We start from the raw sequence: 15854 nt of genomic DNA on the forward strand, positions 1-15854 counted from the left end.
CCATTTTGGTCTGCCGTCGCCGGCCTTCGCCTGCCTTCGCTGGGACGACGCATATTGGCGGACGATGAAGCGTCGATCATGTTCCCAGCCGTCATTCCAGCGAAAGCTGGAATCTCCCGGTTTGGCGAGCGTCGCGCGTTACGAGAGATACCCCAGCTTTCGCTGGGGTGACGGGTATGGCGGATGGGTGTGTCGGCGGATGACGGACAGGCGATACTTTTGCCTTGCCGTCATTCCAGCGGAAGCTGGAATATCCCGGTTTGGCGAACGTCGCGCATTACGAGTGATACCCCAGCTTTCGCTGGGGTGACGGATATGGGGGGCGTGACGGGGAAAGGCAGGCGCGTGGCGCTCGAATGCCATTCGAGCCCTGTCCCTGAACACAAAAAGGCGGGGCGACCGTGATGGTCGCCCCGTAGTTCAGGGAGAAGACCGGGACAGGGGGAGACCCAGTCAAGTCGCCGTCCACAGGGGGAGAGGGAGCGGCGACACACACCCTTTCGTCCCGATATGTTGCAGCGATATGTCGGAATCGACGTGACGATAATTTAATCCGGGGATCGCAGCATGCACCCAGACGGTGGCGCTACTCCGCCTGTTCCCACCCGCCGCCTAGCGCCTTGAACAACGCCACCGTCAGCTGGCGCAACTGTGCGTCGCTCGCGACCAGCTGCTCGCGCGCGGTCAACACGTCCGTCTGCGCGTCCAGCAACGTATTCTGCGCCACGAACCCGGTGCGGTACTGCGACTCCGCCGCCTTCGCACTGCTTTGCGCATCGACGATCGCGCGTTGCAGCGCCGCGTTCCGGCGGCGCTCGGCGGCGATCTGCGCCAATGGGTCCTCGACGTCGCGCAACGCCTGCAACACGGTCGAGCGATAGCGGAGATACGCCTGCTCGCGGTCCTCCTCGCGCGACTTCACGGTCGACTTGCGCCGGCCCCAGTCGAGCAACGGGAACTGCGCCGCCCCACTCGCGGTCAGCTGGAGACTGTCGCCGGAGAACAGATTGCCGAGCGCGGTCGAGATCAGCTGGCTCATGCCGGTAAGGCTGAACTTCGGATACATATCCGCCACCGCAACGCCGATATCCGCGGTAGAGGCAGCCAGATCGCGTTCGGCCGCGCGAATGTCGGGGCGACGACGCAACAGCTCCGAAGGCAACCCAGCCGGGATCGTCGGCACACCGAGCGGCGCGGCCGAAGGTGCGGCCAGTTCGGTCATCAGCGTCGCGGGCGGCTCACCCAGCAGGATCGCCAGCGCGTGCATGCGGACGTCGACATCGGCACGGACCGGCTCGGCGCGCGCCTGGGTCGAGGTGATCGAAGCACGCTGGCGGGTGACGTCGATCGGCGGGACGAGGCCGACCTTGGCGATATTGCCCGCGATCGTCAGCGCGCGTTGCTGATTGGCGATCTCGCCTTCGATCGTCGCGAGCTGCGCCTGATCGAGCCGGAGCGCAAAATACGCCTGCGCGACTTCGGCGGCGAGCGTCACTGCGGCATCGCGCTTCGACCAGACCGCCGCTTCGGTTCGTGCCCGCGCGCCTTCGGTGCTACGCCGGACGCCACCGAACAGGTCGAGCTCCCAGCTCGCATCGAAGCCGACCGAATAGGTCGTGATCCCGCTGCCGGGGAGCGCGATGCCGCCGGTCGAGCCGGTGCCGCCTGCCCCCGTGCCGCCGCTAAAGGCGCGTGCGATCGACGACAGGCCGGCATTCTTGCTGAACTCGATATGGCTCGGGCTGGCGCTCGCGTTGACGCTCGGCAACCCTTGCGAGCGTGCGACGATCTCCTGCAACCGCGCCTGTCGCACGCGCGAGGCGGCGATCGCGATGTCGGGATTGCCTTTCAGCGCGCGTTCGACGAGGCCGTCGAGCTGCGGATCGCCGAACGCCGACCACCAGCGGGCTGGGTCAACCGAAGCACCAACGCTCGCTTGCGGCCCGACGAACGCCGGCGGCACCGCCATCTCGGGCGGCGTGTAATTCGGGCCGACGGTGCACCCCGCGAGCAGGGCTGCGACCGCAACCACCATGAACCGCGCACGCATCAATGCATCCCTCCCGAGGGCGCGCTGCCGGTCTTGCCGGAGCGCATGAATAGAACCAGTGGCGCGACGACCAACACGACCACCATCATCGCGCGGAACACGTCGAGAAACGCGAGCATCGTCGCCTGCCGCTGCATCTGGCTGTAGAGTACGGCCAGCGGCGTGGTCGACGGATCGCCCTGCCCCGCGAATGCGCCGGCCGCCTTCTGCATCCAGTCGTTATAGTTCGGATCGAGCGGGTTGAGCGTCTGCGTCAGTTCCGACTGGTGGCGCTGCAACCCGCCGGCGAGCTGGGTCTGCGCGAAACAGATGCCGATCGTGCCGCCGAGATTGCGCGAGACGTTGAGCAGGCTGGAGGCCTGCGCGGTCTGCGTCTGCTTGAGCCCGACATAGGCGATCGCGTTGATCGGCACGAACAGGAACGGCAACGCCATCGCCTGGAACAGCCGTGCGAACGCCGCATCGGAGAACGCGATGTCGGCGCTGAGATGGCTCATGTTCCACAGCGCGAACGCCTGGACGAGCAACGCCGGGAACAGGAGGAAGCGGACGTCGATGACGCCGCTCAGCCGCCCCGCGAACGGGACCATCACGAGCGTCGCCAAGCCGCCCGCGGTCAGCGCGAGGCCGGCATCGAGCGAGCTGTAGCCGAGCACCTGTTGCAGCATTTGCGGAATGAGCTGGGTCGTGCCGAACAGGATCATGCCGGTGACGCCCATGATGCCGATCGTCAGCGCGAAGTTGCGGTTCTTCATCAGCTTGAGGTCGATCACCGGGTCCTTGTGATTGAGCTCCCAGATGACGAGGCTGACCAGCGACACCGCGGCGATGATCGCCGACATCACGATGAAGCCGCTCGCGAACCAGTCCTCGCGCTCGCCGCGATCGAAGGTGAGTTCGAGGAAGCCAAGTCCCAGCACCACCAGGATGACGCCGATATAATCGATCGTGAGGCCGTTCTTGAACCGCTCGTCACGGTCCTTCTTCACTTGCGCCGGTTCGTCGACGAACGTCTCGACCAGGAACCAGGCGAGGATGCCGACCGGCACGTTGATCAGGAACACCCAGTGCCAGCTCGAATATTCGACGATATAGCCACCCAGCGTCGGCCCGAGTACCGGGCCGACGACGACGACGATCGCGAACGCGGCGAACGCCATGCCGCGTTGCTTGGGGGGGAAGGTGTCGGCGAGGATCGACTGCTCGACCGGCGCGAGCCCGCCGCCGCCGATGCCCTGCAGCACGCGCGCGACCACCAGCGTGCCGATGTTGGGCGCGAGGCCGCACAGGAGGGAGGCGAACGTGAACAGCGCGATCGACAGCAGGAAATAGCGTTTCCGGCCGATCGCGTCGCTGAGCCAGCCCGAGATCGGGATGACGATCGCGTTGGCGACGAGATAGCTGGTCAGCACCCACGTCGCCTGATCGGTGGTGATCGACAGCCCGCCCGAGATATGATCGAGCGCGACGTTGGCGATCGAGGTGTCGAGCACCTCCATGAAGGTCGGGATCGAGATGATCGCGACGATCAGCCACGGGCTGTACTTGCCCGCCGCCGACCGGCTCGGCGACCAGGTATGGCCGCCGCCCGCGTCCGCCTTCGCCCCAGTTTTTCGAGCGGGCGCCTTTGCCACCTCAGCGCACCTTGACGGTCGGCACCACCGACATGCCGGGACCGATCGGATAGCGCTTCGGATCGGGGCCGTTCTTCGCGTCGAACACGATCCGCACGGGCACGCGCTGGACGACCTTAACGTAATTGCCGGTCGCGTTCTGCGGGGGGAGCAAGGCGAACGCCTGGCCTGCGCCACGCTGGATCGAGTCGACATGACCCTTAAAGTCGACACCGGGATACGCGTCGACATGGATGTCGACGGGCTGGCCGATCTTCATCAGCGTGAGCTGCGTTTCCTTGAAGTTGGCGGTCACCCACATCTGGTCGGGGACGATCGCCATCAGCTGCGTGCCGGGCGCGACGTACGAGCCGATATTGACCGAGCGGTTGACGACCTGCCCTGCGACCGGTGCGGTCAGGCGGAGATCGCTGATGCTGACATTGGCCTGATCGACCAGCGCACGCTTGGCGTCGATCACCGACTTCGCGGCGCCGACCTGCTTGCGCGCGACGCTGATCTGGGCGGTAGCGGTGTCGATCTGCTCGCGGGCGGCGGCGGCATCGGCGGCGGTCTGGCGCGCGGTGGCGCGCGCCTGATCGAGCTGCTGGCCCGCGACCGCGCTCGGATCGAGCCGGAGCAGAGCCTCATAACGCGCCAGATCCTGCTGGGCCTTGACCGCGGCCGCCATCGGCACGCGCGCCTGGGCCGCGGCCTGCTGGCGTTGCGCCTCGGCGGCGGTGACCTGCGCCTGCGCCTGCGCGAACTGAGCGCGCGCCTGCGATTCATTCGCCTGCGCCTCGGCGACCTGCGCGTCGCGGCCGGATGCCTTGATGACGGCGAGCAAGCGGCCGGCCTCGACGTGGCGGTTGTCGATGTCCGCGACCTGGACCAGCGTGCCCGCGACCTGTGGCGCAAGGCGGACGATGTGCGTGTCGACGAACGCGTTGTCGGTCGATTCGAACTGCCGTGCGTGCAGCCAGTAGAGCACGCCGCCGGTGATCAGCCCGCCGACGACGATGACGAGGATGATCCAGAACAGCGGCTTCTTGAACACCGACGGCTTCTTGTCGTCGTCGGATTCGTCCTGCCGGTCCGTGTCGGACTGCTGATCCTCGCCGTTCGGGTCGGACTTACGATCCTCATCGTCGTGGTCGGTGTCGGAGTGGTTCGTCTGGTCGGTCATGCCTGGCCCTGTTCTTCAGCACGCATCGAATCGAGAATGGCGTCGATATTGGCGTCGATCCGCGCCTTGATATCGTGGATGTCGGAGGGCTCGAGCGTGTCGCGCTCGAGCAGTTTGAGGCAGGTCGCGCGGCTCGATCGCAGCGCCACCACCTGCCCGAGCAGCGTGATCGTCGCGATCCGGGCGGTGCGGACGTTGCGCAGGCCAGTCGCGATGCAGACGAACTCGCCGAGTCGGCGCACCATCTGTCCCATCACGCCGCCATAGATCCGCTCGAACGCCTCGCTCGGCTTCATCTGTTCGCGCAGGACGAACAGCGTCCAGTCGGCGCTGTCGGCGCTCGCCATCTTGTCCGCGAGACGGCCCAGGATGCGGTGGATCTGCGCGCGCGCACCGGCTGCGTCGTCCGCGGCGATGCCATGGTCGAGCTCGTCCGGGTCGCCCATCACCGCGGTCATGCGCTCGGCGATCCGGTCGGCGGCGGCGAGGTACAGCCCTTCCTTGCCACCGTAATGATAGGTGATCGACGACATCGCGGTGCCGGCCGCAGCGGCGATGCCGCGCGTGCTGGCGCCTTCGAGGCCCTTGGCGCCGAATTCGCTGATCGCGATGTCGAGGAGTCGAGACTGAACCACGCGGCGCGTTTAGTTCGATCGAACGAATGAGCCTAATGAAGAAGATGTCATGTTGCGCGAGTGTCGGCGGGTCGGTGGGTCGGCTTGTCACGCTGATCATCCCGCAATCACTCCGTCATCCTGACGAGAGTCAGGATCCAGGGTAACGGGCGTTGCACTGCATGGCTCTGGGTCCTGACTTTCGTCAGGATGACGGGCGATGTTCGACGGCCTATCGCGCTAATCGGGAGGCCAAAACCGGTGCCAGAAACAGCAACGCCGGCCCCTTCGTGCAAAGGGACCGGCGTAAATCTGGTGGGCGCGGCTGGGATTGAACCAGCGACCCCACCCGTGTGAAGGGTGTGCTCTACCACTGAGCTACGCGCCCGAAACTGGTTCGGAAGCGGGCCTTTAGGCAGACCCTGTCCACCTGTCCAGCCCTTTCGATGGCGATCCCTTCGATCCTCCCCCGCGAGGGGGAGGTGGCGCCAAAGGCGACGGAGGGGGAGGACTACGCAACGAAGGGTGTCGCTTACCGCCCCATCCGTCAGGCTACCGCCTGCCACCTCCCCCTGGCGGGGGAGGATTGAAAGCTTGTCAGTTGACCGCGTCCTTGAGGCCTTTGCCCGCCTTGAACTTCGGCTGGGTCGAGGCCTTGATCGTCATCGGTTCGCCGGTCCGGGGATTGCGGCCGGTCGACGCCTTGCGCTTCGAGATCGAGAACGTGCCGAAACCGACCAGGCGAACCTCGTCGCCCTTCTTCAACGATGCCTCAATCGCGTCGAACACCGCCTCGACGGCCTTGACCGCGTCGGCCTTGACCAGCCCGGACGTGTCGGCAACCGTCGCGATCAGCTCCTGCTTGTTCATCTGTATCCCCCGGAAAACTAGAATCGGCCGCAATGGACTCGCAGCCGCAGTCAGCGCGCAATAATGCGGCGGCTTCGCTTTGTGTCAAACGAAACCGCCGCGTTTAGTCTTTTAGGACCAACGTAGATCAGTGGTGCAGGCCACCCCCGACCGGCGCGATCGGCGCCGGTGGCAGTGCCGCCAGTTCGTCCGCATCGGTCCACTCGATCGCTTCGAGCGGCTCAGTGAGCGCCAGACGGAGCACCTCGTCGACATGCTTGACCGGGATGATCTTCAGCCCCGCCTTGATGTTGGCCGGGATCTCCGCGAGGTCCTTCTCGTTCTCGGCCGGGATCAGCACCGTCTCGATCCCGCCCCGCAGCGCCGCCAGCAGCTTCTCCTTGAGCCCACCGATCGGTAGCACGCGACCACGCAGCGTGACCTCGCCGGTCATCGCCACCTCGCGCCGGATCGGCACGCCGGTCAGCGTCGAGACGATCGACGTGACCATGCCGATCCCCGCCGACGGACCATCCTTCGGCACCGCACCCTCGGGCAGATGGATGTGGATGTCCTTGCGCGCGAACAGGCTCGGCTTGATCCCGTAGCTGGGCGCACGGGCCTTCACATAGCTGAACGCGGTCTCGATCGATTCCTTCATCACGTCGCCGAGCGTACCGGTGAGCTTGGCCTGGCCCTTGCCCGCGACCGTCACGCTCTCGATCGTCAGCAGCTCGCCGCCGACCTCGGTCCAGGCGAGCCCGGTGACCGCACCGATCTGGTTCTCGGTCTCGCTGAGGCCGTGGCGATACTTCTGCACGCCAGCATAGTCGCCGACGTTCTCGGGCGTGATCGTGACGCTGGTGGTCTTGTTCTCGAGGATCTGGCGCAGCGCCTTGCGGCACAGCTTGGCGATCTCGCGCTCGAGCGTACGCACGCCAGCTTCGCGCGTGTATTGCTGGATCAGCGTGCGCAGGCCTTCCTGCGTCAGCGTGAACTCGCCCGGCTTCAGGCCGTGCGCCTCGATCTGCTTCTCGACCAGGTGACGCTCGGCGATCTCGACCTTCTCGTCCTCGGTATAGCCCTCCAGGCGGATGATCTCCATCCGGTCTAGCAGCGCCTGCGGCAGGTTGAGCGAGTTCGCGGTGCACACGAACATCACGTCCGACAGGTCGATGTCGACCTCCAGGTAATGATCCTGGAACTTGCCGTTCTGTTCGGGGTCGAGGACCTCCAGCAGCGCCGAGGCCGGATCGCCGCGGAAGTCCTGGCCGAGCTTGTCGATCTCGTCGAGCAGGAACAGCGGGTTCGACGTGCCGGCCTTTTTCAGGTTCGAGACGATCTTGCCCGGCATTGAGCCGATATAGGTGCGGCGATGGCCGCGGATCTCGGCTTCGTCACGCACGCCGCCGAGCGACTGGCGGATGAACTCGCGCCCGGTCGCCTTGGCGATCGACTTGCCGAGCGAGGTCTTGCCGACGCCTGGAGGGCCGACGAGGCACAGGATCGGCCCCTTCAGCTTGTTGGTGCGCGCCTGCACGGCGAGATACTCGACGATCCGGTCCTTGACCTTCTCGAGCGCGTAATGATCCTCGTCCAGCGTCACCTGTGCGGCGGCGATGTCCTTCTTGATCTTCGACTTCTTGCCCCAGGGGAGCCCGAGCAGCACGTCGAGATAATTGCGCACGACGGTCGCCTCGGCGCTCATCGGTGCCATCGTCTTGAGCTTCTTCAGCTCGGACGTCGCCTTGCCGCGCGCTTCCTTGCTCATCTTGAGCGTCGCGATCTTCTGCGTCAGTTCGGCGATCTCGTCGCCTTCACCCTCGCCATCCTCGTTGCCGAGCTCGCGCTGGATCGCCTTCAACTGCTCGTTGAGGTAATATTCGCGCTGCGTCTTCTCCATCTGGCGCTTGACGCGACTCTTGATCTTCTTCTCGACCTGCAGGACGCCCAGCTCGCCCTCCATCGCCGTCATCGCCATTTCGAGGCGCTTCGACGGGTTGGTCTCGATCAGCATCGCCTGCTTTTCGGCGACCTTGATCTGGACGTTGGCGATCACCGCATCGGAAAGCTTCGACGGCTCGTCGATCTCCGACAGCTGCACCGTCGTTTCAGACGAGAGCTTGCGGTTGAGCTTGGCGTAATTCTCGAACTGCTCGACGACGGAGCGCATCAGCGCGGTAACCTCGGGGCCCTCGACCTCGGCGTCGGCGACCGTCTCGACCGTGGCGGTCAGGAACTCGCCGCTCTCGTCCAGCGTCTCCAGCGTCGCGCGCTGCTTGCCCTCGACCAGCACGCGAACGGTGCCGTCGGGCAGCTTCAACAGCTGCAGGACGGTCGCGGTGACGCCCATCGAATACAGGTCGTCGCGTGCGGGATCGTCCTCGGCGGGATCGACCTGCGCGACGAGATAGATCTCCTTGTCCGCCGCCATCGCCGCTTCGAGCGCGGCAACGGACTTATCGCGGCCGACGAACAGCGGCACGATCATGTGCGGGAAGACGACGATGTCGCGAAGGGGAAGGACGGGGTACTGGGTCATGAACGCTCCGGTGGGTGCCTGCATGGGGGCATAGTCTGTAGCTTATATGGTGAGGATGAAGCGTCCATCAATTGGTTGGCGGTGGTTAGGGGTTTTCGCGCGTTGCCCAAGCGCCAGCGGTTCTCCTGCGAACGCAGGAGTCCAGGGTAACGAGCGGCGGTATTCGTGATCCTGGGCTCCTGCGTTCGCAGGAGAAACGAAGGTACCGGATCGCACTTGTATGCGAGCCGCCCAAGCGCGAGAACGCGACATGATCTTGCGTTTTCTTCTCGCCGCAAGCGCCACCGCGCTCCTCGCCGCCGCGCCACTTCCCAAAAAGGGCGAGCCCGCGATTACTGCGCAGACGCAGCGCTCAGGCGGAATGCTAACTCCCGAGCAGACCGCGCTGCGCTTCGACAGCGCCGATCTCGCGTTCGAGGTGTTGCCCGAGATGGAAAGCCTGAACGGCGTGGCGACCTTGGTCTTCACCGCGAAAGCCCCCCTCACCCGGCTGCCGATCGACCTCGACCGTAACCTACCGGTCAGCGCGATCTCGATCGACGGCGTGCCGCTCGCTCCCTCGGCGTGGACCAATCCCGAAGGCCGGCTGACGATTACGCTGCCAAAGCCCGTCCCGGCCGGCGGGAAAGTCACCGCGAAGATCACCTATGGCGGCACGCCGCACGTCGCGGTGAAGGCGCCGTGGGACGACGGGATGGTCTGGTCGAAGACACCCGATGACCGGACCTGGTTCGCGACGACCGCGGAAGGCTATGGCTGCGACCTGTTCTGGCCGTGCCTCGACTTCCCGACCGGCGAGCCCGCTCTGGTGACGCTGCACATCACTGTGCCGAAGGGGCTGAAGGCGCCCTCGAACGGCGTGCTGCTCGGCGTCGATACGCTGGCGGACGGGCGGACGACGTGGAATTGGCGCGCCAAGCACCCCAACACCTACGGCATCGCGCTGAACGTCGGGCCGTATGAAGAGATCAGCGGCGCCTACAAGAGCCGCTTCGGCAACAGCATCCCGATGTATTACTGGTACCTTCCGGGCGAAAAACCGCAGGCGGAGAAGCTGTTCGCGGAGTTCGCGCCGACGCTCGATTTCTTCGAGAGCATGATCGGCCCCTACCCGTTCGGCGACGAGAAGCTCGGCGTGGTCGAGACGCCGCACAAGGGCATGGAGCACCAGACGATCAACGCCTACGGCAACGGCTATGAGAAGGCGCCGGAGGGGTTCGACTGGCTGTTCCAACATGAGTTTGCGCATGAGTGGTTCGGCAACCAGCTGACCGCGGCGAACTGGGACGATTACTGGCTGCACGAGGGCTATGGCACCTACATGCAGCCGCTTTACGGCCAGTGGCGCGAGGGGCGTGCGCGCTATGCAGCGATGATGCAGACCGAGCGCGCATCGATCATGAACCGCAAGCCGATCACGCAGCAGCGCGTCACCACTGAGGAGGAGGTGTACGAGCTCGACAAGGGCGGGGCTGGGCAGGACATCTATTACAAGGGTTCGTGGATGCTCCACACGCTGCGCGGGCTGATCGGCGACAGGGCGTTCTTCGACGTGACGCGGCTCGCGGTGTACGGGCGCGCGGATCCGAAGCCGGGGAATTTTGCGCCGCGGTTCGGGTCGACGAAGGAATATGAGGCGCTCGTCCGCAAGGTGACGGGAAAGGATTATACGTGGTTCTTCGACGTGTATCTCCGGCAGGCGGCGCTGCCCGAACTGATCGAGACGCGGACCGGGAATACGCTGGCGCTGGCGTGGAAGGTGCCGGGTAATGGGCCTTTCCCGCTGCCGGTTGAGGTGGAGGTCGACGGCAAGACGCGGACTTTGCCGATGACCGGCGGCACAGCCAGCCTGTCGGTGCCGGCCGGCGCGCATGTCGTGGTCGATCCGGATGCACTGGTCCTGCGGCGGAGTGTCGCGCTGGAGGACGTCGCCGCCTGGAAGTCCGCGCAAGCCGCTAAGGGGAAGACGCAATGACTCAGCAGCCGTTCCTCCGCGAAGACGGATTCCAAGCGACACCGCCCGAGACTCCTGGCCTCCTGCATCCGCAGGAGAACGGGCCGTGGCTTTCCCGCGCGGCGGAAATGGCGGCGATCTTCATGGTCGGGGACGGCTTGATCGGCCTGCTCCAGCCGCGCCGGCACGTCGATCTCTGGAAGGACGATGCGCTCGGTACCGAAAAACTGGTTGCGCCGTTCGTCGATCGCCCCGGTCGGCGGCGTCTTTATGCGGTGGTACAGATCGCTGCCGGTCTTGCCTTGGCGGCGCGGCAGAAGCGATGAAGGCGGCGGGCTGGGTTCTGCTGGCGCTCGCGCTGGCCGGATGCGGGTCGGGTCCGGATGCCGCGAGCGACCGGATCGCCGACGGCAAGCGCGTGTTCCGGCGCTGCACCGCGTGTCACACGATCGGCCAATATGCGACCGACACCGACGGGCCTAATCTCTATGGGGTGATGGGCGGCCCGGTCGGCGAGCGGCGTACGCGCTTCTCGTATACCGCCGGACTGAAAGCGCTCGGCGGCACATGGGACGCCGAGCGCATGGATCGATGGCTAGCCAATCCGCGGCGGATGGTGCCCGGTACCACGATGGGGTTCGCGGGCCTGTCCGACCCGAAGGACCGCGCCGACGTCATCGCCTATCTGTCGACGCAAGGCCCCTGAGTTCAGGGCACCACCGTCGTGAACAGGTAGGCGGCGAAGATCACGAGGTGGACGACACCTTGCAGCACTGTCGTCCGCCCGGTGCCGAGCGACAGTGTCGCCACGAACAGCGACAGCGCGAGCAGCGTCATGCTCTTCGCATCGATTCCGAGCGCGATCGGCAGGTCGAGCACTAGCGACACGATCGCCACGCTCGGGATCGTCAGGCCGATGGTGGCCAGCGCAGAACCGAGCGCGAGGTTGAGGCTGGTCTGCAGCCTGTTGCGCCGTGCGGACTTGTACGCAGCGAGACTTTCGGGCGCGAGCACCAGCGCGGCGATTACGACACCGACCACGGTCAGTGGCAGGCCAGCGCCGAGCACCGCGGCCTCGATCGTCGGCGACAGCGTCTTGGCAAGCAGCACCACCGAGACCAGCGCGACCAGCAACGCCGCAAACGCGATTCCCGTCGCGCGCGCCGATGGCGGCGCGGCGTGATCGTCCTTGTCGTCGGTCGATGGCAGGAAATAGTCGCGGTGGCGCACCGTCTGCACCAGCACGAACGTACCGTAGAGGATCAGCGACACCACCGCGACGAACATCAGCTGCGACGCCGCATAGGTCGGCCCCGAGGTCGACGACGTATAGTTGGGCAGGACGAGCGACAGCACCGCCATCGCCGCCAGCACGCCAAGCGCCGCGGTCATGCCCTTCAGCGTAAAGCGCTGCTCATGATGCCGTACCGCGCCCGCGAGCAGGCAGATACCGATGATGAAGTTGAGGATGATCATGATCGCCGCGAACACCGTGTCGCGCGCAAGCGTGGTCGCGTCGCCCGCGTTGGAGAGCATCAGCGAGACGATCAGCGATACCTCAATCACGGTGACGGCGATCGCGAGGACGAGCGTACCGAACGGTTCGCCGACCTTGTGCGCGATCACTTCGGCATGATGGACCGCGGCGAGCACGCTGCCGATCAGCACGATCACGGCGGCGGCGGTGCCGAGCGTGCCCATCTTGGCGAGCCCGACGAGAACCGCGACGAGGCCGAGAACCGGGGCGATCAGCGTCCAGATCGGAAGGGCCATGCGGTCTGGCATTGTTTCTACCACGTGTTCGTTCGGTCGGTCGGCCACTTCGATCGTCATGCATGCTCCCTCGTTCCACTTGGACAACGAATGCGTGAGGGGACGATAAGGGTCCGAGTCGGATCGATTGCGGCGGGGTGAGGATCGGCTAGGTTGCGGCGATGCTGCCGCCCGATCTTCACAAAACGCTGGTCATGGTGGCGGAGGCGACCCGCGACGCGCGGGACCCGTGGTGGGTCATTGCGAGCGCGGCGGTGGCGCTGCACGGGGTGACGCCGGTCGAGGTTGGCGATGTCGATGTTGTTATGAGCGTCGGCGATGCCCGGCGACTGATGGATGCACTCGGCATCACACCGATCGAGGACGGCGCGAGTTCGCTTTTTAGATCGACGCTGTTCGGACGGTGGGAGACGCCACCTCTGGTCGTCGAGATCATGGCGGGGTTTCATGTTGAGACCGCAGGTGGGTGGACAGAGGTTTTGCCAAGGACGCGCGTGCCGATTCGCGTCGAAGGGTGCGCTGTCTATGTGCCAGAGCGCGCGGAGTTAGCCGGGATGCTCAGGCTGTTCGGGCGTCCGAAGGATCTGGAGCGAGTTCGGCTTTTGACCTCGCAGATGTAGTTACAGGGCCGCCCTCACCCTGCCCACGACCAAAGGTGACGACGGGGCGGTCGATCAGACTCGGTAAGAGATCCTCCCCTGTAAGGGGAGGTGGCGCGAAGCGTCGGAGGGGTGATGGCCTACCGATAGCGGGTCACCCCTCCGTCAGCGCCCTGCGCTGCCACCTCCCCTTGCAGGGGAGGATCGAAGCGATCTCAGCCGGGCCGATGCCACCCGTCATCCTGACGAAAGTCAGGATGCGGGGTACAAAGCGCAGGTCTTCTTGGCTCTGGGTCCTGACTTTCGTCAGGATGACGTATCGGGTTTTATGGGCGAGCTTCACCCCAACGGGTGGGGCGTTTGCGTACCGAACGCTCTCACCAAAACCGAAAAAAGGCGCCGATCGCTCGACGCCCTTTCCCTTATCTCAAACGAGCAAAGCCTTAAGCAGCGTCGCCGGTCTTCTTCTTCTCCGCATAAACCCGGATCGGTTCCTTGCGGCCTTCGATCACGTCCTTGTCGATCATCACCTCGTCGACGCCGTCCATGCCGGGCAGGTCGAACATCGTGTCGAGCAGGATGCTCTCCAGGATCGAGCGAAGCCCGCGCGCGCCGGTCTTGCGTTCGATGCCCTTCTTGGCGACCGACACCAGCGCGTCGTCGGTGAAGCCGAGCGCGACGTCCTCCATCTCGAAGAGCTTCTGGTACTGCTTGACCAGCGCGTTCTTCGGCTCCTTCAGGATCTTCACCAGCGCGTCGACATCGAGATCCTCGAGCGTCGCGATCACCGGCAGACGACCGACGAACTCGGGGATCAGACCGAACTTCAGCAGGTCCTCGGGCTCGACCGACTTCAGCGTCTCGCCCGTCTTGCGCTCGTCGGGTCCGGCGACATACGCGCCGAAGCCGATCGACTTGCCCTGGAGGCGATCGCCGATGATCTTCTCGAGACCCGAGAACGCACCACCGCAGATGAACAGGATGTTGGTCGTGTCCACCTGCAGGAATTCCTGCTGCGGATGCTTGCGACCACCCTGCGGAGGAACGCTGGCAGTCGTCCCTTCCATCAGCTTGAGCAACGCCTGCTGCACGCCTTCGCCCGACACGTCGCGCGTGATCGAGGGGTTCTCGGCCTTGCGCGAAATCTTGTCGATCTCGTCGATATAGACGATCCCGCGCTGCGCCCGCTCGACGTTGTAGTCCGACGCCTGGAGCAGCTTGAGAATGATGTTCTCGACATCCTCGCCGACGTAACCCGCTTCGGTCAGCGTCGTCGCATCGGCCATCGTGAACGGCACGTCGAGGATGCGGGCGAGCGTCTGCGCGAGCAAAGTCTTGCCGCAACCGGTCGGACCGACGAGCAGGATGTTCGACTTGGACAGCTCGACATCGGCACCCTTGGCACCGTGGTTGAGCCGCTTGTAGTGATTGTGCACCGCCACCGACAGCACGCGCTTGGCGCGCTTCTGGCCAATCACGTAATCGTCGAGGACGTCGCAGATTTCCTGCGGAGTCGGCACGCCGCCGTCCTTCTTGGACACCAATGCCGACTTCGTCTCCTCACGGATGATGTCGTTGCAAAGTTCGACGCACTCGTCGCAGATGAACACGGTTGGACCCGCAATCAGCTTGCGCACCTCATGCTGCGACTTGCCGCAGAACGAGCAATAGAGGGTGCTCTTCGAATCGCCACCGCTCAGCTTCGTCATTCAATCACCTCTCGCGCATGTCGGTGCACGTGCCGTTTCCGGGGCCGCTACCGTAACGCGCCCCGGAGTTCCTTCAATCAAATAAACCCGCTTGGCTTACGATTCGCCTTACGCGGGCCCCGGTTAGGCCGGCTTAGTCGTATCGTCGGCGACGGCGGGACGCTTGTCGAACACCTCGTCGACAAGACCGAAGCTCTTCGCCTCTTCGGCCTCGAGGAACGTGTCGCGGTCCATCTTGCGCTCGATCTCCTCGATCGGCTGGCCGGTGTACTTGGCATACAGCTCGTTCATGCGCTTACGAATCCGCAGGATCTCGCGGGCCTGAATCTCGATGTCGCTGGCCATGCCCTGTGCACCACCCGATGGCTGATGGATCATGATACGCGCGTTGGTCATCGCGACGCGCATACCAGGCTCGCCCGATGCAAGCAGGAAGCTGCCCATCGACGCCGCCTGGCCGACGCAGACCGTGCCGACGCGTGGCCGGATATACTGCATCGTGTCGTGGATCGCCATGCCCGCCGTGACGACGCCGCCCGGCGAGTTGATGTACATGAAGATGTCCTTCTTCGGGTTCTCGGACTCGAGGAAGAGCAGCTGCGCGGTGATCAGCGAGGCCATGCCGTCCTCGACGCCACCGGTCACGAAGATGATGCGTTCGCGCAGGAGGCGCGAGAAGATGTCGAACGAGCGCTCGCCGCGGTTCGACTGCTCGATGACGATGGGAACCAGGCCTGCGTGCGTCTGCTGCAGGCCGAGCCCGGCGCTGGCCAACGGGCTCGCGAAATCGCCGGTCTCGAACGGATTGTGCATGGAAATCTCTCTTATGCCCCAGTGAACCGCTAACATCGGCGGTCCGGAAGGGGAGTTCAAGCCCTTCGCACCTCTCCCACCGGGGAGTGAGAGACGCTGAGCGATCCTCCCCCGCCAGGGGGAGGGGGCGTCGAAGGCGACGGAGGGGGAGG

General features: G+C 65.0%; 13 protein-coding genes and 1 tRNA gene. 4 read left to right on the forward strand and 10 right to left on the reverse strand.

The genetic code is table 11. The features are described 5' to 3' along the window. Positions 1-586: 586 nt before the first annotated feature. From SPHN_RS06215 to lon, 7 genes are all read right to left on the reverse strand, one after another. A complete protein-coding gene (locus SPHN_RS06215; RefSeq protein WP_248521987.1) occupies positions 587-2050 on the reverse strand; it encodes an efflux transporter outer membrane subunit in 1464 nt (487 codons plus the stop codon). Continuing rightward, positions 2050-3684, reverse strand: coding sequence for a DHA2 family efflux MFS transporter permease subunit (locus SPHN_RS06220; RefSeq protein WP_248521989.1), 1635 nt, complete (start codon positions 3682-3684; stop codon positions 2050-2052). Before SPHN_RS06220 ends, SPHN_RS06215 begins: the two co-directional genes overlap by 1 nt. Before the next feature lies 1 nt (position 3685). Next, a complete protein-coding gene (locus SPHN_RS06225) occupies positions 3686-4849 on the reverse strand; it encodes an HlyD family secretion protein (RefSeq protein ID WP_248521991.1) in 1164 nt (387 codons plus the stop codon). Then, a complete protein-coding gene (locus tag SPHN_RS18505) occupies positions 4846-5484 on the reverse strand; it encodes a CerR family C-terminal domain-containing protein (protein WP_248521993.1) in 639 nt (212 codons plus the stop codon). Before SPHN_RS18505 ends, SPHN_RS06225 begins: the two co-directional genes overlap by 4 nt. Positions 5485-5776: 292 nt before the next feature. Continuing rightward, positions 5777-5851, reverse strand: a tRNA-Val gene (locus tag SPHN_RS06235). Between the two features lie 209 nt (positions 5852-6060). Next, positions 6061-6333 carry an HU family DNA-binding protein gene (locus SPHN_RS06240; RefSeq protein ID WP_056048186.1) on the reverse strand — a complete coding sequence of 91 codons (273 nt, stop codon included), beginning with the start codon at positions 6331-6333 and terminating at the stop codon, positions 6061-6063. Between the two features lie 127 nt (positions 6334-6460). Beyond that, on the reverse strand, positions 6461-8854 hold the full coding sequence (lon, locus tag SPHN_RS06245; RefSeq protein WP_248521995.1) for an endopeptidase La: 2394 nt from the start codon (positions 8852-8854) through the stop codon (positions 6461-6463). 250 nt (positions 8855-9104) lie between these two features. Between lon and SPHN_RS06250 the strand changes: the two genes are divergently transcribed. The 3 genes from SPHN_RS06250 to SPHN_RS06260 are packed head-to-tail and all read left to right on the forward strand — an operon-like array spanning position 9105 to position 11514. Next, positions 9105-10829: a M1 family metallopeptidase gene (locus tag SPHN_RS06250; RefSeq protein ID WP_248521997.1), complete on the forward strand. Its 1725-nt coding sequence runs from the start codon at positions 9105-9107 to the stop codon at positions 10827-10829. Further along, the gene (locus SPHN_RS06255; protein ID WP_248521999.1) at positions 10826-11134 is read left to right on the forward strand and encodes a hypothetical protein; all 309 of its coding nucleotides are present in this window, start codon (positions 10826-10828) and stop codon (positions 11132-11134) included. Before SPHN_RS06250 ends, SPHN_RS06255 begins: the two co-directional genes overlap by 4 nt. Continuing rightward, the gene (locus tag SPHN_RS06260) at positions 11131-11514 is read left to right on the forward strand and encodes a c-type cytochrome (RefSeq protein ID WP_248522001.1); all 384 of its coding nucleotides are present in this window, start codon (positions 11131-11133) and stop codon (positions 11512-11514) included. The genes SPHN_RS06255 and SPHN_RS06260 overlap by 4 nt, the downstream gene beginning before the upstream one ends. A 2-nt stretch (positions 11515-11516) precedes the next feature. Here SPHN_RS06260 and SPHN_RS06265 read toward each other — a convergent pair whose 3' ends face one another. Then, positions 11517-12641, reverse strand: a complete 1125-nt coding sequence (locus SPHN_RS06265) for a calcium:proton antiporter (protein WP_248522003.1) — start codon at positions 12639-12641, stop codon at positions 11517-11519. A gap of 101 nt (positions 12642-12742) precedes the next feature. Here SPHN_RS06265 and SPHN_RS06270 point away from each other — a divergent pair, with 101 nt between their 5' ends. Next, complete coding sequence (locus SPHN_RS06270) at positions 12743-13201, forward strand: hypothetical protein (protein WP_248522005.1); 459 nt, start codon at positions 12743-12745, stop codon at positions 13199-13201. Between the two features lie 422 nt (positions 13202-13623). On the opposite strand, the gene clpX is transcribed toward SPHN_RS06270, so the two are convergent. Further along, entirely contained in the window at positions 13624-14889 is a 1266-nt protein-coding gene (clpX, locus tag SPHN_RS06275) for an ATP-dependent Clp protease ATP-binding subunit ClpX (protein WP_056048170.1), read from the reverse strand. A 123-nt stretch (positions 14890-15012) separates the two neighbouring features. Then, entirely contained in the window at positions 15013-15702 is a 690-nt protein-coding gene (locus tag SPHN_RS06280) for an ATP-dependent Clp protease proteolytic subunit (RefSeq protein WP_248522007.1), read from the reverse strand. Positions 15703-15854: the final 152 nt, after the last annotated feature.

This window comes from Sphingomonas faeni (assembly GCF_023195535.1).
In the GTDB taxonomy this organism is placed as follows: domain Bacteria; phylum Pseudomonadota; class Alphaproteobacteria; order Sphingomonadales; family Sphingomonadaceae; genus Sphingomonas; species Sphingomonas faeni_B.